Annotated in this window: 15 protein-coding genes; 6 read left to right on the top strand and 9 right to left on the bottom strand. The window is 65.8% G+C overall.

Features of this window, described 5'->3' with window-relative positions:
• Nucleotides 1-198 precede the first annotated feature (198 nt).
• From KVT32_RS10305 to KVT32_RS10295, 3 genes are read right to left on the bottom strand one after another with little or no spacing between them, the layout of a single operon-like run.
• Entirely contained in the window at nt 199-1,260 is a 1,062-nt protein-coding gene (locus tag KVT32_RS10305; RefSeq protein ID WP_217618144.1) for a nitronate monooxygenase family protein, read from the bottom strand.
• Nucleotides 1,261-1,278: 18 nt separating this feature from the next.
• A complete protein-coding gene (locus KVT32_RS10300; protein ID WP_062840186.1) occupies nt 1,279-2,256 on the bottom strand; it encodes a tripartite tricarboxylate transporter substrate binding protein in 978 nt (325 codons plus the stop codon).
• A gap of 26 nt (nt 2,257-2,282) precedes the next feature.
• The gene (locus KVT32_RS10295; RefSeq protein WP_217618143.1) at nt 2,283-3,512 is read right to left on the bottom strand and encodes a YbfB/YjiJ family MFS transporter; all 1,230 of its coding nucleotides are present in this window, start codon (nt 3,510-3,512) and stop codon (nt 2,283-2,285) included.
• 64 nt (nt 3,513-3,576) lie between these two features.
• Between KVT32_RS10295 and KVT32_RS10290 the strand changes: the two genes are divergently transcribed.
• Nucleotides 3,577-4,449, top strand: a complete 873-nt coding sequence (locus KVT32_RS10290; RefSeq protein WP_217618142.1) for a LysR family transcriptional regulator — start codon at nt 3,577-3,579, stop codon at nt 4,447-4,449.
• A gap of 40 nt (nt 4,450-4,489) precedes the next feature.
• Here the strand turns inward: KVT32_RS10290 and KVT32_RS10285 are convergent, their stop codons facing one another.
• The 4 genes from KVT32_RS10285 to KVT32_RS10270 form a co-directional block, all read right to left on the bottom strand.
• Nucleotides 4,490-5,128 carry an OmpW family protein gene (locus KVT32_RS10285; RefSeq protein WP_062840189.1) on the bottom strand — a complete coding sequence of 213 codons (639 nt, stop codon included), beginning with the start codon at nt 5,126-5,128 and terminating at the stop codon, nt 4,490-4,492.
• 199 nt (nt 5,129-5,327) lie between these two features.
• Nucleotides 5,328-6,794: a glutamate synthase subunit beta gene (locus KVT32_RS10280; protein ID WP_056320351.1), complete on the bottom strand. Its 1,467-nt coding sequence runs from the start codon at nt 6,792-6,794 to the stop codon at nt 5,328-5,330.
• Between the two features lie 8 nt (nt 6,795-6,802).
• Complete coding sequence (locus KVT32_RS10275) at nt 6,803-11,542, bottom strand: glutamate synthase-related protein (RefSeq protein WP_217618141.1); 4,740 nt, start codon at nt 11,540-11,542, stop codon at nt 6,803-6,805.
• 430 nt (nt 11,543-11,972) lie between these two features.
• A complete protein-coding gene (locus KVT32_RS10270) occupies nt 11,973-12,737 on the bottom strand; it encodes a hypothetical protein (protein ID WP_056320346.1) in 765 nt (254 codons plus the stop codon).
• A gap of 235 nt (nt 12,738-12,972) precedes the next feature.
• On the opposite strand from KVT32_RS10270, the gene fghA reads away from it, so the two are divergent.
• The 3 genes from fghA (at nt 12,973) to rpoH (ending at nt 15,659) form a co-directional block, all read left to right on the top strand.
• Entirely contained in the window at nt 12,973-13,839 is an 867-nt protein-coding gene (fghA, locus tag KVT32_RS10265) for an S-formylglutathione hydrolase (RefSeq protein WP_217618140.1), read from the top strand.
• Nucleotides 13,840-13,935: 96 nt separating this feature from the next.
• On the top strand, nt 13,936-14,625 hold the full coding sequence (locus KVT32_RS10260; protein WP_217618139.1) for a hypothetical protein: 690 nt from the start codon (nt 13,936-13,938) through the stop codon (nt 14,623-14,625).
• Nucleotides 14,626-14,774: 149 nt separating this feature from the next.
• Entirely contained in the window at nt 14,775-15,659 is an 885-nt protein-coding gene (gene rpoH, locus KVT32_RS10255) for an RNA polymerase sigma factor RpoH (protein WP_062840194.1), read from the top strand.
• 317 nt (nt 15,660-15,976) lie between these two features.
• On the opposite strand, the gene cpdA is transcribed toward rpoH, so the two are convergent.
• Entirely contained in the window at nt 15,977-16,816 is an 840-nt protein-coding gene (gene cpdA, locus KVT32_RS10250; RefSeq protein WP_217618138.1) for a 3',5'-cyclic-AMP phosphodiesterase, read from the bottom strand.
• Between the two features lie 197 nt (nt 16,817-17,013).
• Between cpdA and KVT32_RS10245 the strand changes: the two genes are divergently transcribed.
• Nucleotides 17,014-19,710, top strand: coding sequence for a cation:proton antiporter (locus KVT32_RS10245; protein WP_180099714.1), 2,697 nt, complete (start codon nt 17,014-17,016; stop codon nt 19,708-19,710).
• A gap of 111 nt (nt 19,711-19,821) precedes the next feature.
• Here KVT32_RS10245 and KVT32_RS10240 read toward each other — a convergent pair whose 3' ends face one another.
• Entirely contained in the window at nt 19,822-20,634 is an 813-nt protein-coding gene (locus KVT32_RS10240) for an NUDIX hydrolase family protein (protein WP_217618137.1), read from the bottom strand.
• Between the two features lie 289 nt (nt 20,635-20,923).
• Between KVT32_RS10240 and coxB the strand changes: the two genes are divergently transcribed.
• Nucleotides 20,924-22,081, top strand: coding sequence for a cytochrome c oxidase subunit II (gene coxB, locus KVT32_RS10235; RefSeq protein ID WP_056320329.1), 1,158 nt, complete (start codon nt 20,924-20,926; stop codon nt 22,079-22,081).
• Nucleotides 22,082-22,172: the final 91 nt, after the last annotated feature.

Here is a 22,172-nt window from a genome sequence, read left to right as displayed (position 1 = left end):
GTAGCCCGAGGCTGTGCAATCACAATCGGACCGGCCGCACGTGGAACAGTGTTTTCAATTCCACGGACAATCCGGCGGGCGGCTGGCTGCCATCTTTCTAGGCGTCACGGGTGTCTGACACCCCTGGAACGCCAGCCCAGCGCACACGCCTCCGACCCGGGTGTCAGACACCCTTTTTAGCGGCCCCGCCATGCTTCTTCAGCGCCGTGCTCGCGCCGCCGCCATCTCGCGGGCCAGACGCTGAATCAAATCCGCCGTCGATTCCCGCCGCGCCAGCGGCGCACCCTGGCCGGCCCACAGGGACAGGACGTTGATGTTGCCGCTCTTGCCGCCCGCCGTGCGCATCGGGCGCGTCAGCGCGTTCTGCAGCGGATACGGCAGGATGTCGCCCCCGATGGCGTCCGCGTCCCGCATGAAGGCGTTGGCGATGCCCCGCGCGGGGCGGCCGGAAAAGGCGCGGGTGACTCGGGACTGTTCCGCGCGGGAGGCGGGCAGGACGGCCTTGTAGGCCTCGCTGATGCCGGATTCGTCCGTCGTGAGAAAGGCCGTCCCCATTTGAACCAGGTCGGCGCCCAGCGCCAGGGCGGCCGCGATGCCGCGCCCGTCCATGATGCCGCCCGACGCAATGACTGGCACCGAGACGGCGTCGGCCACCTGAGGCACCAGGGCCATCGTGCCGATCAGGGACGCCTCGAAGGCATCCAGGAAGGTGCCGCGGTGGCCGCCCGCCTCGGCGCCTTGCGCCACGACGGCGTCCACGCCGTCCTGCTCCAGCGTCTGAGCCTCGCGCACCGTGGTGGCCGTCCCCACGGTCAGGATGCCCAGCTCGCGGCAGCGCGCCACGGCCTCAGCGGGCAGGCGGCCGAAGGTGAAGCTCAGGACGGCGGGACGGATCCGCAGGATGGCCTCGAGCTGGCCCGCCAGCGGGTCGGTCTGCGGACCGGGCGCCTCGGGGGCAGGCAGGCCCAGTTGCTCGTGGTAGCGGGCCATCAGGGCCAGCATCGCCTCCGCATTGCCCGTCATGGGTTGCTGCGGCACGGACGCGAACAGATTGATGGCGAACGGGCGGTCCGTGCGCGCACGGATCGCCGCGGCCGCCGCGTCGATCTGTTCCGGCGTCATGTAAGCCGCCCCAAGCGATCCCAGGGCGCCCGCCTTCGATGCCTCGGCCACCAGTTCCACCGTGGTGGCGCCGCCCGCCATGGGCGCCTGAATGATGGGATGGTCCAGCTTGAGCAGTTCAATCAGAGGGGAAGCCATGGGAAAACTCCTGGGAGGTTATTGAAGCTGGATGTTTCCAGCCTTGATGACGTGCGCCCACTTTTCGCTTTCGCTCTTGATGAACGCGGCGAATTCCTCGGGCGTGCCGCCGCCGGCCTGGCTGCCGGTGTCGGCGATGGCCTTTTGCACATCCGGTTCCTTCAGGATGCGGTTGAACTCGGCGTTCAGCTTGGCGATGATCGGCGCGGGCGTGCCGGCCGGCGCGACGATGCCCTGCCAGTTGTAGGACTCAAAGCCCGGCAGGCCGGATTCGGCCATGGTGGGCACGTCGGGCAGCACGGCCAGGCGCTTGGCGGACGTGACGGCGATCGGGTGGATCTTGTTGCCCTGGATGGCGGGCAGCGCGGAATAGCCCATTTCGAACATCATCGAGATGTGGCCGCCCATCAGGTCGGTCGCGGCCAGGCTGCCGCCCTTGTAGGGCACGTGGATGATGTCGATCTTGGCCTGCTCGCGGAACATCTCGCCCGACAGGTGGTGCGCGCCACCCACGCCGGACGAACCGAAAGTCAGCTTGCCCGGCTGCTTCTTGGCCAGCGCGATCAGGTCGGCCAGCGTCTTGACCGGCAGTTCGTTGTTCACGCTCAGGACCAGGGGGCTGTTTTCGATCAGGATGATCGGCGCCAGGTCCTTTTGCGGGTTGTAGGGCATTTCCTTCATCAGGGACGGGTTGACCGCCATCGGGGCCAGGTTGCCCGTGCCGATCGTGTAGCCGTCCGGCGCCGCCTTGGCGATGAGGTTGGTGCCAACCACGCCACCGGCGCCCGCCTTGTTCTCGACCACGACAGGCTGGCCCAGCGACTCGCCCAGCTTGCGCGCCAGGAGGCGCACGCGCGTGTCGGCAAACCCGCCGGGGGCATAGGGGACGATCATGGTCACCGGCTTGGCGGGCCATTCGGCGGTCTGGGCCTGGGCGGCGCCGCCAAAGGCGGCGGTGGCGGCCAGGGCGGCAATCAGGGGGCGTAGTGCTTTCATGCTGGGGACTCCTCTTTTCCTGCTTTTTAATTGCTGTGTGATTGGCCCGAGGGGCCGATGGCATTATGCCCAGCGCCATTGCCCTCTGTCGTGACTTTTCCCAGCCCCCAGGCCGACAGCGCCAGCAGCGCCGCGCTGGCAGCCAACACCTGCGGCAACCCGGCGCCCCAGCGCGCCGCCCACGAGGTCAGCAGCGGGCCCAGGATCTGCCCGGCAGCGAACGCCGCCGTCATGATGGCCGCCGCCCGTGGCCCCGCCGCGCCCGACCGGCGGCGCGCGGTCAACATGCCCGCCTGCGTGATCACCATGAAGGTGCCGCCCACCAGCAGCGCCGCCAGAATCACGGCGGCAATGTGGTGCCACAGCGCCACGGCCAGCATGCCGGCCGCCATCAGCGCCTGCGCGCCGCGCCACACTTGCCGGTCGTCACGGCCCCGCGCCAGCCGGGGTACCAGCAGGCAGGACAGCGCCGCAGCCATCCCGAAAATCGGCCACGCCCACCCGAAGATCGCCGGATTGGGAAAGATCTCCTTGGCCATGGCGGGCAGGAAGGTCGCCGGGATGATGTAACCCACCCCGAAAACGCCGTAGTGCAGCGACAGCACGGCAATGCCCTGAGGCAGCCGCGCCGGTGGCGCGCCGGCGCCCGTCTGGCGGACCGGGGGCGATTGCCGGGTGAGGCCAGTCCCCGCCGCCGCGGACAGCGCCAGCGCCAGGGTGCCCAGCGCGGACCAGGTCAGGTTGGCGCCCGCGCCCCAGCCCATCAAGGCCAGGCACGCCAGCCCCGTGAGCGCGATGCCCGCGCCCACGCCGGCGTACGTCACCGCGGATACCGACGCCTCTCGCGCGTCCCCGGCGGGAACCGGCCGCCACGCCACCACGCAGATGAAGGCGCTGGCGCTGGCATAGCCCGCGGCCAGCCGCAGCGCCGACCAGCCGGCCACGTTGTTCACAAGCGGCATGGCAAGCGTCAGGGCGGCCACGGCGGCCAGGCTGGCCGCCAGCGTGGCGCGCAGCCGGCGCACGGGCCAGACGATGGCCGCCAGCGCGCCCAGCAGGTAGCCCGCGTAATTGGCCGACGCCATCCAGCCGCCCTGTGCAAGCGACAGACCAGACTCCTGCGCCATCAACGGCCAGACCGGCGTGAAGGCAAAGCGTCCGATGCCCATGGCGGCCGCCAGCGCAAGGGCCGCGGGCCATGCCAGACGGGTGGCGCTGGCCGAGGGGTCGAGTGAAGGGTAAGCAGGCGTTGACATGGCCCAACTCTACGGCTGTACTAATATCTTGAATAGTGAATTATTGAGAACGTGAGTTCCCAAAATGAGAAACTTGGATCTCGACGCGTTGCAGATCTTCAAGACGGTTGCCGACCAGGGCGGGGTGGCGCGCGCCGCCGCGCACCTGAACCGTGTCCAGTCCAACGTCTCGACCCGCCTGAAGCAGTTGGAGACGTCGCTGGGAACGCCGCTCTTTCGGCGGCAGAACCGCCGCCTGGTGTTGTCGGATCAGGGCCGGGTGCTGCTGTCTTATGCGGACCGGCTGCTGCGCCTGTCCGACGAGGCGCAATCGGCCGTCCGGGAAGGCGCCCTGCAAGGCGTGCTGCGCATCGGCACCATGGAAAGCACGGCGGCCGCCCGCCTGCCGCCCATCCTGGCGGCCTATCACGAGGCTTGGCCCAAGGTGCGCATCGAACTGGTCACCGGCACGTCGGGCGCGCTGGCCGCAAAGGTGCGCAATTACGAGATCGAGGCTGCGTTCGTGGCGCAGCCCTTTCCCGCGGAAGGCCTGGCGGCGATGGATGCGTTCAAGGAAGAATTGGCGCTGATCTCACCGCTGGCCTGGGCGCCTATCGGCAGCGCGAAAGATCTGGTCAACCGCAGCGTCATCGCGTTTGCGGCGGGCTGCTCGTACCGGCGGATCCTGGAGTCGTGGTTGAACCAGGAAGGCATTGCGCCGGACAAGGTGATGGAGTTTGCGTCGTATCACGCCATCGTGGCGTGTGTGGCCGCGGGGACCGGCGTGGCGATCGTGCCGCGGTCGGTGCTGGCGGTGCTGGGGGCGGAGCATTCGGTGCGCGTGGGGGCGCTGTCGGGTCCCCACGGGCAGGCGCTGACCCAGCTTGTCTGGCGTGCCGATGACGACACGCCGGCGTTGCAGGCCCTGCGGAGCCGGCTGCAGGCGCCGCAGGATTGACCGATGCGCGCGAGGCCGCGCGCATCGTCAGGGGCCGCGATCAGAAGCGGTAGCCGACGCCCAGCGTGGCCACCCACGGATCGATCCGGGCGGTGCCGACACGTTCGCCGTCCAGCGTCACCTTGGACTTGATGTCGATGTAGCGGATGTCGGCGTTCATGAACCAGCGGTCGTTGATCTTGACGTCCGCGCCCAATTGCGCGGCCACGCCCCAGGAATCGCCCAGCTTCAGGTTCGAGCCCTTCAGCGCGCCTTCGCCCTTGGTGTCGAAGAAGTGCGTGTAGTTGATGCCCACGCCGATGTACGGCTGGATCATGCTGTCGGGCAGGATGTGCCATTGCAGGCTGAGGGTGGGGGGCAGTTGCTTGGTGGAGCCGATCTTGCCCAGGTTGCTGCCGTTGACGTCATGCTGGAAGGGCCAGGCGCCCAGCAGTTCGATGCCGATGTTGCGGGTGGCCATGTAGGCCAGGGTGAAGCTGGGGCGCACGTTGTTGCTCACATCCAGCTTGACGCTGCCGTCGAGCACCGAGCCATTGTTTTGCGAGGGGCGGACTTGGGTCACGCCCACGCGGAACAGCACATCGCCCGCTTCGTGGGCATGGGCGGGGGCGGCAAATGCGCCGGCAGCGATCAAACCGGCAATGGCGGTGGCGCGGATACGCCCGTTCAGCGAAAACATTTTCTTCTCCGATCTTTCCGTGTGGGGTGAGCCGACAGGTTCTCAGACCGCCCTGTCCCCCAACTTGACGTGTGTCAAATCGTGAAAAGACCGCTTTCAGAAAGTGGTTATGCCGCAACAGGAATGTGTGATTTCGCCGCCCAAAACAAACGCCGCCGGCGCGCAAGGCGACCGGCGGCGTTGATAGGTCGTGTTGCGATCAACGCGGCAGATCGCTGCTTCCCATGAGGTAGGCGTCGACCGAACGCGCGCATTGGCGGCCTTCGCGGATGGCCCAGACGACGAGCGACTGGCCGCGGCGCATGTCGCCGGCGGTGAAGACCTTTTCGACGCTGGTGCGGTAGTCGTCGGTGTTGGCGCGCACATTGCCGCGGCCGTCGCGATCCACGCCGAACGCGTCCAGCACGTTCTGCACCGGCGACACGAAGCCCATGGCCAGCAGCACCAGGTCGGCCTTGATCTCGAATTCCGAACCTTCGACCTCGCGCATCTTCATCTGGCCGGTGGCGTCGTCCTTGAACCATTCGACGCGCGCGCCGACCAGTTTTTCGACCTTGCCGTTGGCGCCCTTGAGCAGCTTGGTGGTCACCGACCAGTCGCGCTCGCAGCCTTCCTCGTGCGAGGACGACGTGCGCATCTTCAGCGGCCAGTACGGCCACGTCATGGCCTTGTTCTCGGACTCTGGCGGCTGGGGCATCAGTTCGAACTGCGTGACCGACGCCGCGCCGTGGCGGTTGCTGGTGCCGACGCAGTCGGAACCCGTGTCGCCGCCGCCGATCACCACCACATGCTTGCCCTTGGCCAGCGTCTGGTTGGTGAGGCGGTCGCCCGCCACGGCCTTGTTCTGCTGGCGCAGGAAATCCATGGCGAAGTACACGCCTTCCAGCTCACGGCCAGGCACCGGCAGGTCGCGCGGCGTCTCGGAGCCGCCGCTCATCACCACGGCGTCAAATTCGGCCATCAGCGATTGCGGCGTGCGCACGGTCAGGCCATCGGCCACGGGATCCTTCGGGTTGCCGACGTAGGTCGACGGCGCAAATTCCACGCCCTCGGCTTCCATCTGCGAGATGCGGCGGTCGATCTGGTGCTTTTCCAGCTTGAAGTCGGGGATGCCGTAGCGCAGCAGGCCGCCAATGCGGTCGCTCTTTTCGAACAGCGTCACCGAGTGGCCCGCGCGCGCCAGTTGCTGCGCGCACGCCATGCCGGCCGGGCCCGAGCCCACGACGGCGACCTTCTTGCCCGTCTTGCGCGCCGGCACTTGCGGCGCCACCCAGCCTTCGGCCCAGCCCTTGTCGATGATCGCGTGCTCGATGGACTTGATGCCCACCGCGTCGCTGTTGATGTTCAAGGTACAGGCGGCTTCGCAGGGCGCCGGGCAGATGCGGCCCGTGAACTCCGGGAAGTTGTTGGTGGAGTGCAGGACGTCCAGCGCGCGGCGCCAGTCCTGCTTGTACACCAGGTCATTCCAGTCCGGGATGATGTTGTTGACCGGGCAGCCGTTGTTGCAGAACGGGATGCCGCAGTCCATGCAGCGCGCCGCCTGCTGCTTGGCCTGGTCGTCGGTCAGGTGCAGCACGAATTCGCGCCAGTTCTTCAGCCGCTTCTGCGGGGCCTCGGAGGCCTCCTGCAGGCGCTGGTATTCCATAAAGCCAGTGATCTTTCCCATGGTATCCCTCACGCAGCCATTTGTTGCGGGTTGGCTGCACGCCACATTTCACCCAATGCGCGGCGGTAGTCCGTCGGCATGATCTTCACGAATTTGCCGCGCGAGGCTTCCCAGTCGCCCAGGATCTCGCGAGCACGGTAGCTGCCGGTGTAGCGGAAGTGGTCTTCCACCAGGCGGCGCAGGATGGTCTCGTCCGTCTCGCGTTCGCCGCCGCGCTGCGCGCTGTGCCAGATGTCGATGTTGTTCAGCGACTGCTGCTCGGCGTGCGGCACGACCGATTCCAGCTCCACCATCGACAGGTTCACGCGGTGCTTGAGCGTGCGGTCCGGATCCCAGACGTACGCCACGCCGCCGGACATGCCCGCCGCGAAGTTGCGGCCGGTGGAACCCAGCACCACGACGGTGCCGCCAGTCATGTATTCGCAGCCGTGGTCGCCGGTGCCTTCCACCACGGTGGCAGCGCCGGAGTTGCGCACGGCAAAGCGTTCGCCCGCCACGCCGTTGAAGAACGCTTCACCGGCCAGCGCGCCGTACAGCACGGTATTGCCAGCGATGATGTGGTCGGGACCGAAGCCGCGGAAGTCGTTGGGCGAGCGCACGATGATGCGGCCGCCGGACAAACCCTTGCCCACGTAGTCGTTGCCTTCGCCCACCAGGTCCATCGTGATGCCGTGCGCCAGGAACGCGCCAAAGCTTTGGCCGGCGGTGCCGTTGCACTGGATGTGGATGGTGTCGTCGGGCAGGCCCTCATGGCCGTAGCGCGAGGCCACGGCGCCCGACAGCATGGCGCCGATCGTGCGGTTGCGGTTGCGCACCGGCACGATGAACGAGACCTTCTCGCCCCGCTCCAGCGCCGGCTTGCTGCGCTCGATCAGCAGGTGATCCAGCGCGCCCGCCAGGCCGTGATCCTGCTCTTCGGTCTGGTGCACTTCGGCGTCGGACTGGGTCTGGTGGAACACGCGGGTGAAGTCCAGCCCTTGCGCCTTCCAGTGCTCCACGCCCGAACGCATGTCCAGCAGATCGGCGCGGCCGATCAGGTCGTCGAACTTGCGGATGCCCAGCTGGGCCATGATTTCGCGCACTTCCTCGGCGATGAAGAAGAAGAAGTTCACGACGTGCTCGGGCTTGCCCTGGAACTTCTTGCGCAGCGCCGGATCCTGAGTGGCCACGCCCACCGGGCAGGTGTTCAGGTGGCACTTGCGCATCATGATGCAGCCTTCGACGACCAGCGGCGCGGTCGCGAAGCCGAATTCGTCGGCGCCCAGCAGCGCGCCGATGACGACGTCGCGGCCGGTCTTCATCTGGCCGTCGGCCTGCACGCGGATACGGCTGCGCAGGCGGTTCAGCACCAGCGTCTGCTGCGTTTCGGCCAGGCCCAGTTCCCAGGGCGTGCCCACGTGCTTGATGGACGACACCGGCGAGGCGCCCGTGCCGCCGTCATGGCCGGCGATCACGACGTGGTCGGCCTTGGCCTTGGCCACGCCCGCGGCCACCGTGCCCACGCCGACTTCGGACACCAGCTTGACCGAGATCGAGGACTTGGAATTGACGTTCTTCAGGTCGTGGATCAGCTGCGCCAGATCTTCGATCGAGTAGATGTCATGGTGCGGCGGGGGCGAGATCAGGCCCACGCCCGGCACGGAATAACGCAGCTTGGCGATGTATTCCGACACCTTGTGGCCAGGCAGCTGGCCGCCTTCGCCGGGCTTGGCGCCCTGCGCCATCTTGATCTGGATCTGGTCGGCGGACGACAGGTACTCGGCGGTCACGCCGAAACGGCCCGAGGCCACCTGCTTGATCTTCGAACGCAGCGAGTCGCCCTTCTTCAGTTCGACGTCGGCTTCGATGCGGTCCGTGCCCAGCACCGAGGCCAGCGTGTCGCCGTCCTTGATGGTGCTCTTGCCTTCGCGCATTTCGGCGCGGTAGCGCAGTTCGTCCTCGCCGCCTTCGCCGGTGTTGGACTTGCCGCCGATGCGGTTCATGGCCACGGCCAGCACCGAGTGCGCTTCGGTCGAGATCGACCCCAGCGACATGGCGCCGGTGGCAAAGCGCTTGACGATTTCCTTGGCCGGCTCGACGTCGTCCAGCGGGATGGCGCGCGACGGATCAAAGCGGAATTCGAACAGGCCGCGCAGCGTCATGTGACGGCGGCTCTGGTCGTTGATGATCTGCGCGTACTCCTTGTACGTGCGGTAGTTGTTGGCGCGCGAGGCGTGCTGCAACTTGGCGATCGAATCCGGCGTCCACATGTGCTCTTCGCCGCGGACGCGATAGGCGTATTCGCCGCCGGCGTCCAGGTCATTGGCAAGCACGGGGTCGGCGCTGAAGGCGGCGCGGTGCTGGCGCAGCGCTTCCTCGGCAACCTGGAAGATGCCGATGCCTTCGATGTTGGAGGCGGTGCCGGTGAAGTACTTGTTCACGAGGGCGCTTTGCAGGCCCACGGCTTCGAAGATCTGCGCGCCGGTGTAGGACATGTACGTGGAAATGCCCATCTTGGACATGACCTTGTTCAGGCCCTTGCCCAGCGCCTTGATGTAGTTCTTCACGGCCTTTTCGGGGTCATTCATCTTGCCCAGCGATTCGAGCGCCAGGTAGGGGTGAATGGCTTCGGCGCCGTAGCCGCCCAGCAGCGCGAAGTGGTGCACTTCGCGGGCCGAGCCGGTCTCGACGACCAGGCCCGTGTTGGTGCGCAGGCCGGCGCGGATCAGGTGCTGGTGCACGGCCGAGGTGGCCAGCAGCGCGGGGATGGCCACGCGCTCGCTGTCGACCAGGCGGTCCGACACGATCAGGATGTTGTAGCCGCTGCGCACCGCATCGACGGCGCGCGCGCACAGGGCTGCCACGCGGGCTTCGATGCCTTCGGGGCCCCAGGCGGCGGGATAGGTGATGTCCAGTTCGAAGCTGCGGAATTTCTTGCCCGTGACCTGGTCGATGTCGCGAATCTGGGCCATCGCAGCGAAGTCCAGCACCGGTTGCGACACTTCCAGGCGCAGCGGCGGATTGACGTTGTTGATGTCCAGCAGGTTCGGCTTCGGACCGATGAAGGACACCAGCGACATCACCAGCTGTTCGCGGATGGGGTCGATCGGCGGGTTCGTGACTTGCGCAAACAACTGGCGGAAGTAGTTGTAGAACGGCTTGGCGCGGTCCGACAGCACGGCCAGCGGGGCATCGTTGCCCATCGAGCCGATCACTTCCTCGCCGGTCGAGGCCATGGGTTCCAGGATGAACTTGTAGTCTTCCTGGGTCCAGCCAAAGGCCTGCTGGCGGTCCAGCAGCGACACGGCCGATTGCGTGGCCACGGCCACCTGGCGCGGCGCGGGCAGCGATTCCAGCTTGATTTGCAGGCGTTCGATCCACTGGCGGTACGGACGGCTGTTGGCCAGTTGCAGCTTGATTTCGGCGTCGTCGATGATGCGGCCCTGTTCCAGGTCGATCAGGAACATCTTGCCCGGCTGCAGGCGCCACTTCTTGACGATGCGGTTTTCGGGGATCGACAGCGTGCCGGCTTCCGAGGCCAGGATGACCATGTCGTCATCGGTGACCAGATAGCGGGCGGGACGCAGGCCGTTGCGGTCCAGCGTGGCGCCGATCTGGCGGCCATCGGTGAACGCGACCGCGGCCGGGCCGTCCCACGGCTCCATCATGGCGGCGTGATATTCGTAGAAAGCACGGCGGCTTTCGTCCATCTGCGTGTGCTGTTCCCAGGCTTCCGGGATCATCATCATCATGGCGTGGGCCAGCGAATAACCCGAATTGACCAGCAGTTCCAGGCAGTTGTCGAACGTCGCGGTGTCCGACTGGCCTTCGTAGACGATGGGGTAGAGCTTCTTCAGGTCGTCGCCCAGCACGGCCGACTGCATCATGCCTTCGCGGGCGCGCAGCCAGTTGAAGTTGCCCTTGACCGTGTTGATTTCGCCGTTGTGGGCAATCATGCGGTACGGGTGGGCCAGGGGCCAGGCAGGGAACGTGTTGGTCGAGAAACGCTGGTGAACCAGCGCCAGCGCGGACACCGTGCGGGTGTCGGCCAGGTCGCGGTAGTAGCGGCCAACCTGATCGGCCAGCAGCAGGCCCTTGTAGACCACGGTGCGCACCGAGGCCGAGGGCACGAAGTATTCCTTGCCGTGCGCCAGGTGCATGTTCTGGATGGCGTGGCTGGCGGTCTTGCGGATCACGTACAGCTTGCGTTCCAGCGCGTCGGGCACCATCACATCGGCGCCGCGGCCGATGAAGAGCTGGCGGATCACGGGTTCGCAGTCGCGCACGGTGGGCGACATGGGCATGTCAACGTCCACCGGCACGTCGCGCCAACCCAGCACGACCTGGCCCTCGGCGCGGACCGAGCGCTCCAGCTCCTGTTCGCAGGCCAGGCGCGAAGCCGTTTCCTTGGGCAGGAACACCATCGCCACGCCGTACTCGCCGGGCGGGGGCAGGATGATGCCTTGCTGGCTGAGCTCGTCGCGGTACAGCGTATCGGGGATCTGAATAAGGATGCCCGCGCCGTCGCCCATGAGCTTGTCGGCCCCGACCGCGCCGCGGTGATCCAGGTTTTCCAGGATCTTCAGACCCTGCTGGATGATTGCGTGGCTTTTCTTGCCCTTGATATGGGCCACGAAGCCGACGCCGCAGGCGTCATGTTCGTTCTTCGGGTTGTACAGGCCCTGGGCCGAAGGCAGACCGATGCGGCTGGCATCGATGGGGATCGCCTTGGAGGGGGGACAGGATTCGGTCGGGGTAATTTGGGGCATGGCGCGCTCCGCAGTGGGCCTGCGTCGTAATGTTGCAGTGCAGGAGACGGACAATACCCCCGACATGAGTAGGGTGCAATAAGAACAAACGGGGTATGACCCTATTTAAATAGGCGCTCCATCATAGTGCATTAATATAGGGACACAACAACGGCCGCGCCATTATTGGGCTTGCCAGAGGGGTCTCTTCACGACGAATGACAGAGACCAGGGAAACGGACCAATTTGCAGTTATGTGTCCCCCTTTAAAAGGAAGATTTTCCTGGTCCGGATCGACGCGAGGTGTGGCGAAACTGCACCGATCCCGCCCGCCCCGCGCAGTCATGCGGGCGCGATGCTGCGGCGGGCGCGCATGCCACACGGAAAGCCGTTGGAGTCCAGCGCAGGACGCCCAGGCAAACAAAACCCGCCGTGTAGGCGGGTCGAAGAATCAGGAATTGGTGGCCGGCGGTGTGGATGTCGACGGCGCAGGCGGGCTGGATTCGTTGTCCGCGGCTGCGGCCGCAGGCTTCTTGCGGGGCCGGCCGCGCTGGCCGGGCGCCACGCGCCGGCTCGCGGTGTGGGCCAGGCTGGCGATGAAGCTCGCGCCGCCCAACGCCCATTGACCGGAAACGGCTTGGTCGATGCGCTGGGTTTCCTCGCGCGACAGGCCGTCCTGAAGCCGCTTGCGATAGTTGGCCTGACGGTCGAACGGCGTGTTGCCGCAGGCCCAGTAATCGGCGTGATCGGATTGCCATTGCGCGGGGGCGGCGCTGGTGTTGCCGGTATGGCTGGACGCGGACGACCACGGCCACGAATCGGGATCCTGCGAGGCCCCGCTGCGAACCGGATACGTCTCCAGCCAGACCAGCGAAGGCAGCACCCACGCGCCGGGTTCCAGCAAGGCAGATCGGTAACGGCCCGCGAACACCCGGCCGCCGCGCAGCCGCGCCGCCAGGTTGCGGCCGAGCGTCTGCATCAAGCGGGGCAGGCCTTCTTCGTCGGCGGGCGTGGCCAGGAGCAGGATGCGGTCGTTGGCCAGCAGCCAGCCGTGCACCGACACCCGGTGTCGCTGGGCCGATTCGCCCAGCCAGGTGGCGAGCTGATTCAGGATGTCGGCGGGCGCAGGTTGCGATGGCGCCGCCAACGGCTGAATAAAGTTGGCCTGCACCAGTTGGGGCAGCCCAGGGGCGTACAGACGGGGCAGTCGGGCCATAGTGTCAGGGCTTGCGTATCAGGAAGAACGGGTTGTCTTCACTCACGGTATATAAATAGTGCCACGGTGGGCGCTGGTCAAGTCCCGTGACCACAATCTGAGCGCGGAATCGTATTTTTTTGTGGCGGGCGCTCATTGAGGGGCAGGTTAACATTCGGCGACGGAACGTCGCACCGTGGATTCCCCTAACGCCGACGATTTTTCCGATCTCCAACCTCTTTTCCCGGAGCAAGCCATGGCCGCGTCCCTCGAACTCATCTCGCAGCATCGGTGCTTCGGCGGCACGCAGAGCTATTACCGCCACGCCTCCACGGAAATCGGGCTGCCCATGCGGTTCTCCGTCTATGTGCCGCCGCAGGCCGAGCAGGGTCCGGTGCCGGTGCTGTTCTACCTGGCGGGCCTGACCTGCACCGAAGAGACCTTCATGATCAAGGCGGGCGCGCAGCGGCTGGCCGCCGAACTGGGCGTCATGCTGGTTGCGCCCGACACGAGCCCGCGCGGCGCAGGCGTGCCCGGCGAAGACGAAAGCTGGGACCTGGGCACCGGCGCCGGCTTTTATGTGGATGCCACCACGCCCGCGTGGCGCGACCATTACCGCATGTACAGCTATGTCACCCAGGAGCTGCACGGCATCGTCACCGGCGGCGCTCTGCCGGGCGACGCGTCGCGCACCGGCATCTTCGGCCACTCCATGGGCGGTCACGGCGCGCTGGTGCTGGCGCTGCGCAACCCCGGCAAGTTCCGTTCGGTCTCGGCATTTGCGCCGATCGCCGCGCCCAGTCAGTGCCCGTGGGGCAAGAAGGCGTTCGGCGCCTATCTGGGCGCCGACGAGGCGGACTGGGCGGCCTATGACGCCTCCGCGCTGATGCGCGGCCTGCAGCAGCCTTTCCCCGGGGGCATCCTCATCGACCAAGGCGACGCGGACCAATTCCTGGCCGAGCAGTTGTATCCCGAGGTGTTCGAGGCGGCATGCGCGGCCGCAGGGCAGCCGCTGACCCTGCGCCGCCAGCCCGGCTACGACCACGGCTACTACTTCATCTCGACGTTCATCGAGGATCACATCCGGTTTCACGTCGAGCGGCTTGGAAAACCGGGCGCCTGACGCCCGCTTCTATACTGGCGGACCTGCCGCGGCGGGTGGCGGCTTCCTGCGCCCGCCGCGCTGCAGCCTGCGGCGGCTTGAATAGGAACGTCTGATTTGATCAACGGAATCGCTCCCTTCGCCTGGATCCTGCTGGGCGCCGTCATCGTCCTCTTGCCGGGCTTGGTCATGTTGCTGGGCCGCGGCGGGCCGCGAGACGAACGCGGTCGTCGCATGTTCCAGTTCCGGCCGGTGCGCCGCACGTGCGGCCTGCTGCTGGTGTGCCTGGGATGCGTGACCGGTCTGCTGGCCCTGTCGCTGGTGCAGTTCGTGCGGCTGACCACCGACGAGCCGGTGGCCAGCATCGACGTCCGCCAACAGGCCGAGGGCCAGTTCCAGGTCAATGCCAGCGCGCCCGCCATCGGCTCAAAGCAATATGTTCTATATGGCGACCAGTGGCAGATCGACGCCCGGGTCGTCCGCTGGAGACTGCCCGCGCTGATGGCCGGCGTGCCGCCGCTGTACCGGCTAGAACGCCTGTCCGGACGCTACAGCGATGCCGCCCGCGAGGCCACCGCCACGCGGTCGGTGCACCCGCTGGATGATTGGCCGGCACCCGACCTCGGATCCCTGAAGAAAAGTTTTCCGAACTGGTTCCCCTTTGTCGATGTCCAATTTGGCAGCGGCGCGTACATGCCGCTGTTTGACGGGGCCCGCTACCAGGTCTTCATGGATCCGCGCGGCGCGCTCTTCATCCGTCCGGACGGTCAGGCCACCGCCGAAGGGCTGAAGCGCCTGGGCTGGTAACGCCATTACACTGGGCGGCCCGAATAAATGGGGACGCGCCATCAGAATGAAACTTTGACGCGTCGCAACAGTCGAATTAGCACTCCTATTACTTGAGTGCTAACATCGAATTCATGTCGTTATCTCTTCGCCATCCGGAGACCCCCGCTATGAAACAACCCAGTACCTCGTTGACCGCTTCCGGCAACGCTCTGGCGTTGGCCATTGCCAATCCGGGCGCTCTCGGCACGATCGACGCCTATATCTCCGCGGTCAACCGCCTGCCGGTGCTCTCCGCGGATCGCGAAACGGAACTCGGCCGCCGCCTGCGTGACCAGGAAGATCTGGGCGCCGCTCGCGAGCTGATTCTGTCGCACCTGCGCCTTGTGGTGTCCGTGGCCCGGCAATACCTGGGTTATGGCCTGCCCCACGCCGACCTCATCCAGGAAGGCAACGTCGGCCTGATGAAGGCCGTCAAGCGTTTTGACCCCGAGCGCGGCGTGCGCCTGGTGTCCTTCGCCGTTCACTGGATCAAGGCCGAAATCCACGAATACATCATCCGCAACTGGCGGTTGGTCAAGGTGGCCACGACCAAGGCGCAGCGCAAGCTGTTCTTTAACCTGCGCAGCATGCGTCCCGACGGCCAGACCCTGGATCCGGAACAGGTCGACCACATTGCTCGCGAGCTGAACGTTCGCCACGAAGACGTGAGCGAAATGGAAGTCCGGATGTCCGGCCGCGACATGTCGCTGGAAAACCAGGACGACGACGACGACAGCTACGCGCCGATCGCCTACCTGTCCGACGAAGGCCGCCAGGAGCCCACGCGCGTGCTGGAACGCGCCGCGCGCGATCAGCTGCAAAGCGCCGGCCTGACCGGTGCGCTCGATGCGCTGGATCCGCGCTCGCGCCGCATCGTTGAAGCCCGCTGGTTGCAGGACGACGGCGGCGCCACGCTGCACGAGCTTGCGCAAGAGTTTGGCGTGTCGGCCGAACGCATCCGCCAGATCGAAGCGGCGGCGCTGAAAAAGATGCGCGGCAACCTCGCCTCGTGAGGTTGCCAGACCCCGTAGCCGCGCCCGTCGCTGCATCCAAGTCAAAGGCCGCAAGTTGCGGCCTTTTTTCTTTGGCCGCGCGCGGTGGGCGGCCAATAAATTGATACAAATTCGGGGTTAAATTTTCCGGGTTCGCAGAAACTTAATGGGGAAGGCGCCGCCTAACTTCATGTAGACCGCGAACTTCGGTTAGCAGTCTTGTCATCCGTCTCGGCTTCTCCTCTTTCCCCTCCCCTATGAGACGGATGCTTGCGGGGCACCTAGCATATCGGTGCCCCGTTTTTTATGCCCGCTCGGAACGCAAGCGCTGCAAGAAATCATGCGGCCCGTGCGCTATCCGGCGCCGCCAGCGCCGTGTGCCATAGCGCGTCCTGGACGCGGCGCACTCCGGTCGCCATCGACCCGTCCTGGTAAAGCTTGATCCACCGGTAGCCCGGCGCCATGTTGTCGACGATGTGCTTGCCGTCTCGGATGCTGAATTGAAAACACGTCGAGGGCGTGGCCAGCATGCGCAGGTTGTGCCGGCGGCGGTCGAACTCGTGGTGCACATGGCCCCAGAGCAGCACGCGCACCTGGGCAAATCGCGCCAGCAGCTTGAAGAGCGCCTGGGGGTTGTCGATCATCATCGAGTCATGCCAGTGGCTGTCGATCTGCATCGGGTTATGGTGCATCGCCACCAGCGTGTGGCGATCGGGCGCCTGCGCCAGCGCCGCTTCCAGCATGTCCAGTTCGCCGTTGCATAGATGGCCCGCGTTCGAGCCGGGCACCGTGGTGTCCAGCGCAACGATGCGCCATGCGCCCACGTCGGTCACGGGCATGGACCAGTCGGAGAGTTCCTGGCGCAGGACGGATGGTTGATCGTGATTGCCGGGCAGGCAGCGGATGGTCGCGCGTTCCAACGCGGCCGATTCGGACAGGATGCGCGCGAAACGCCGGTAGCCTGCGGCTTCGCCGTCCTGCGACAGGTCGCCCGTGGCGAGCAGCAGGTCGGGATGCTTGCCGTCGGCTTCGATCTGGCGCAGCACGGCGCGCAGGCTTGCGTCGGTATTGACGCCCAGCATCGACGTTTCGGGTTCGCCGAAAAGATGGCTATCGGTCAACTGGACGAGCATCGCGGGCGCGTCGTGGCGCCGGGTCAAGGTGTGGATGCGTGCCACGTGCCGCTCCTGCAAAAGTTCGCGTGATGCCACATTACCCAAAAAACATGGCGCGGCACGTTTCGCAAGCGTCCATTGGGGTAACGAAACGTGCATTCTCCCCGATTCCCGCCACGCCCCGGCCGCGAGCGCCGGAAAAAAGCCGCTATTCTTGTGAAACTTTCCACAAGCACTACGATCGGGACGCGGCGCTACCCATGGATGTTGGTTTTCTCGTATTTGGTCTTGCGGGCCTGCTCACGCTGGTCTGCTTCATGCCGCCCCTGGCCGGCCGCGTCAAGCTGCCCTATTCGGTGCTGCTCGCCATCGTCGGCTGTCTGCTCGGGATCGTCATTCACGTGCACGGCTGGGCGCCCGCCTGGATCGGTGACTTTCTCGATTCGCTGGAGCGCTTCGAGATCTCGTCAGAGACCTTCCTGATGGTATTCCTGCCGGTGCTGCTGTTTGAGACGGCGCTGTCGATGAACGTGCGCCGACTGATGGACGACATCGGGCCGATCCTGATGATGGCCATCGTGGCCGTGGTTGTCTGCACGGTCGTGGTGGGGGTGACGCTGGATGCCATCTCGCCCTATGGGCTAGTCGTTTGCCTGCTGCTGGGCGCCATCGTGGCGACGACGGATCCGGTGGCAGTGGTCGGGATCTTTCGCGAAGTGGGCGCGCCCAAGCGGCTGACGACGCTGGTCGAGGGCGAAAGCCTGTTCAACGACGCGGCGTCGATCGCGTTGTACTCGGTGCTGCTGGCCGTGCTTAGCGGCAAAGGCGAACTGTCCGTCAGCGGCATCTTCAATGACTTCATCGTGCACTTCATCGGCGGCGGCGTGGCCGGGTTTGCGATGGGGCGCCTGGCCTGCTTTCTGTTCGCCTGGCTGCGCGGCTTTCCCACGGCCGAGATCACCCTGACGCTGACGCTGGCCTATCTGTCCTTCTTCATCTCCGAGCATTACCTGAACGTGTCGGGCGTGGTCGCCACCGTGATCGCGGGCCTGGTGGTCGGGTCCACCGGCCGCACCCGCATGTCGCCGACCACCTTCGAACACCTGGCCAGCGCCTGGGAGCAGTTTGGTTTCTGGGCCAATTCCCTCATCTTCCTGTTCGCCGCCATGCTGATCCCGAAGCTGATGGCGGCGGCCGATTGGCAGGAACTGGTGCTGGTGGGTGTGGTGTTCGTGGTGACGCTGGTCGCGCGGGCGATCGTGGTGTTTGGGCTGCTGCCGCTGCTTGGCCTGACCCGGCTGGGCACCAAGGTCAGCAATCCCTACAAGGTGGTGATGCTGTGGGGCGGATTGCGCGGCGCCGTGTCGCTGGCGCTGGCGCTGGCGGTGACCGAGCAGATGGGCGTGCCCGAAGAGGCGCGCCAGTTCATCGCCGTGGCCACCACGGGCTTTGTGCTGATGACCCTGTTCGTCAACGGCATCAGCCTGCGGCCGCTGATTCGCATGTTGGGGCTGAACCAGCTGTCGCCGGTCGAGCGCACCATCCGCAATCAGGTGCTGGCCGTGGCGCTGGAAGATCTGCAGGGCAAGACCGAGGAAGTGGCCAAGGCCGAGCACATCGGCAACGAAGTCCGCGACCGTATCCGCGCGGTGTTCGACGCCAGCCTGGCCAGCGTGCACGACGGCCGGGTCAGCCAGATGACCGACGAGCAGCGCGTGTCCGTGGGACTGGCCATGGTTGCCCAGCGCGAAGAGGAAATGTTCTTCGACATCCTGAAGGCGCAGATCGTGGACTGGCGCATGGCCGAAACCCTGCTGGCGCGGGCCGAACGGCTGGAAGACGCGATCCGGCTGGGCGGCGTTGAAGGCTTCGAGCGCGCCATTGCCGCCGATGTCCGCTATTCGACGGGTTTCCGGCTGGCATTGCGGCTGCATTACCTGTTCGGCTTTCAGGGCTGGCTGGCGCGCGAGCTTGGCCAGCGCTTTGCCAACCTGATGAGCAAGCGCTCGGTCGCGCAGCGCCTGATCGCCTTTGCGCGCGAGCAGATCACGCCGCTGCTTGGCGAAGAGGCCACGCAGCGCATCGTGTCGCTGCACCAGCGCCGTCTGGATCTGATCGAAAACGCCTTGCAGGCGCTGAACCTGCAATATCCGTCGTACGCCCAATGGCTGCAGGAAAGTTATCTGGGCCGCGTGGCCCGCGAGCTCGAACGCATCCGCTATCGCGACATGCTTGAGCAATTTCTGATCAGCGGCGAAGTCTATGCGGACCTGACCGAGCAATTGAAAAGCCGCTGGGCGCACATCGACAAGCACCCGCCGCTGGACATCGAAATGAGCGCGGCCGAACTCATCAAGCGCGTGCCGCTGTTCGAGGGCCTGTCGCCCGATTCGCTGCGCGCCATCAGCAAGCTGCTCAAGCCCCGCCTGGCATTGCCCGATCAGCGTGTTCTGACGAAGGGGCGGCACGGCGAGGAAATGTGCTTCGTGGCGTCGGGCGCCGTGGCGGTTCATCTGCCCGACAACACCATGATCGAACTGGGCAGCGGCGAATTCTTCGGTGAACTGGGTCTTTTGGGTGAAGTGCAGCTTACGCCGGACGTGACCTCGCTGGGCTACAGCAAGCTGCTGATGCTGTCGTCGCGCGACTTCCACGCCCTGCTCGACCGCGACGAGAACCTGCGAGAACGCATTCAGGTCGTGGCCAAGCAGCGCCTGCGCGCGATTGAAGTGTGGAAGCAGTTTTCGCAGCAGTCTGCGGCCGCGGCCGCCGCGCCGGCGCCCGTGCCGCCGCCCAGCTCGGCGCAGGCGGCCGAGGCCGCGGAAGCCGCTGGCGCGGTCAGTCCGGCCCAGGCCGAGGATATGCAAGCGGCCCGCGAACTGCGCGGTGAATCATCGGGTGACGATGACGCCGCGGCGGGGTCCGTGCTGGGAACGCCGGAACCTGCGCCCCGCTAGGCACGCCCCCCTAGGCGCACCCCACTAGGCGCGCCTCGCCCAATCCCATGTCCTAGGTTCTGCGCCGTATCAGGCCCGCCCAGCTCGGCTCAGCCCCGGGCCGGCGCCTGATCAGATCGTGATCTCGCCCGCGGCCTGGCGCCGCATGATGTCCTCGACCAGCACCAATGCCGCTTCCAGCGTGAACTCGCCCTCGGCGACATGGTGCAGGGCCGTGGCGACGTCGATGGTGGCGATTTCCATGACCTCGCCGTCGCGGTTGGCGGGACGGACGTCCGGCGCCAGGATGCACGTGCTGGTCAGCACGTCTTCGACCTGATAGCCCTCGGGCAGCCGGCGGTGGATGCGCAGGATCGTGCGCAGCGGCGTGCGGCGCGCGAGATCGGGTTCGTCCAGGCCGGCCTCTTCGCCGCATTCGCGCACCAGCGCCAGTTCCAGGTCTTCGCCCCTGCCGGCCAGTCCGCCAACTAGCGTGTCCCACATACCGGGATCGGTGGATTTGCTGAGAGAACGCCGCGCGACCCACAGCTTGCCGTCGGGCGTCCAGGCGTTCAGGTGCACGGCCTTGGTCAACAGGCCCAGCGGCCGCACGGCGGCGCGTTCGATCACGCCGAGCGTCTCGTCGCCATCCAATACGTCCAGCAGTTCGTCGCGCCAGCCGCGCAGGCAGTTGGCTTGGCGCAACAGTTCCGCGGCCTGTTCCAGCGCCGCGTCCAGCGCATTGCCCGGCGCCAGGCCCTCGCCGATGCGCAATGCCGTGCCGTCGGACTGTGTTTCGGGCGCGTCGCGCAGCGCGTCGCAGGCCGCGTGCGTGGCCCAGCCGCAGCGTCGCCCCGCTATATATAAAGCGCGCGCGCCTTCGGGAGCGGGCTCCTGCGCGCGGGCGCACAGGGCGGCATACAGATCGGACAGCGGCTTTTGCATCGTGGCGCCATGGTGATGAGGTTGCGGGCGATTTTAAGCCACCCTGTTTACGGCTCGCGGTCAAGGGGGCGCGCCCAAGTGGGGGCGGGCCGCATGAATTCAAGAGCACTAAATTACATCTGTTTGCGCGTCCGCTATAATCCGCCAGTTTCTTTGTGATTTCGAGAGGGAACGACAGGGCCGCTCTATCTCCCTGCATCGCCCTGCCATCTAATAATTGCGTGTTGCCCGTATTCCGGTGACTTCCGCCACCAGCAAATGGGCCTTCGCGCCGTATTTCGAGGTAAGCATGAAGAAGTGGAGAGGGATACTGGGGGCTTGTGCGATGCTGATTGGCGGCGTGGCCGGTGCCCAGGTGCAAAACATGCCCGGCGGTCCGAAGGTCAATCAGCTGAACCTGCATGAAGGCGTCACCGCGATTTCGCGCGACATCATGTGGCTGCATTGGTTGCTGCTCACGATCTGTATTGTGATTTTCATCGGCGTCTTCGGAGTGATGTTCTACTCCATCTGGGCGCACCGGAAGTCCCGCGGCCACAAGGCGGCGACCTTCCACGAACATCTGGGTGTCGAAGTCGCCTGGACCGTGATTCCCTTCATCATCGTCATCGCCATGGCGTTGCCGGCCACCAAGACGGTCGTCGCCATGAAAGACACTTCCAGCGCCGACCTGACCGTCAAGGTCACCGGCTATCAATGGAAGTGGGGCTACGAATACCTCGACGGCTCTGCCGCCGGCATCAAGTTCCTCTCCACGCTTTCCACGCCGCGCGCCCAGATCGAGAACCGCGAGCCCAAGGGCGAGTTCTATCTGATGGAAGTGGACAACCATCTGGTCGTTCCCGCCAACAAGAAGATCCGCATCGTCCTCACGGCTGCCGACGTCATCCACTCGTGGATGATTCCGGACTTCGGCGTGAAGCAGGACGCGATCCCCGGGTTCCTTCGCGACACCTGGTTCAACGCCGAAAAGCCTGGCATCTATCGTGGCCAGTGCGCGGAATTGTGCGGCAAGGACCACGCCTTCATGCCCATCGTCGTGGAAGTCCTGGCGCAAGCCGACTACGATAAGTGGGTTGAAGACCAAAAGAAGAAGATGGCGGCAAACGCCGACGATCCCAATAAAGAGTGGACGGAAGCCGAACTGGTTGCCCGCGGCGAAAAGGTTTTCGCGGCGAATTGCGTGGCCTGCCACCAGGCCAACGGCAAGGGCATTCCCGGTTCCTTCCCGCCGCTCGACGGAGACAAGGTTGTTCTGGGTCCCAAGGGGGAGCAGATCAACACCGTGCTGAAGGGCAAGCCCGGCACCGCCATGGCGGCGTTCGGCGGGCAGCTCAACGATGTCGAGATCGCAGCGGTCATCAGCTATACGCGCCATGCCTGGAGCAATGCCGGCAAGGGGCAGGACCCGACGGTTCTACCGAAGGACATCACGCCCGCGCGCTGATTGCGCGCGCGCCGTTCCTTCACCGTAGAACCGGTTCCGTTTAGTCAGAGATACCCTGCCGCCCCGTTGGACGGGGCTGGCACTCAGCAGG

Origin of the sequence: Achromobacter sp. GbtcB20 (assembly GCF_019091095.1) — a bacterium.
Classification (GTDB): Bacteria; Pseudomonadota; Gammaproteobacteria; order Burkholderiales; family Burkholderiaceae_B; genus Achromobacter; species Achromobacter mucicolens.
The sequence above is the reverse complement of the archived record's forward strand: the minus strand, read 5'-3'. Positions and strand labels throughout refer to the sequence as shown.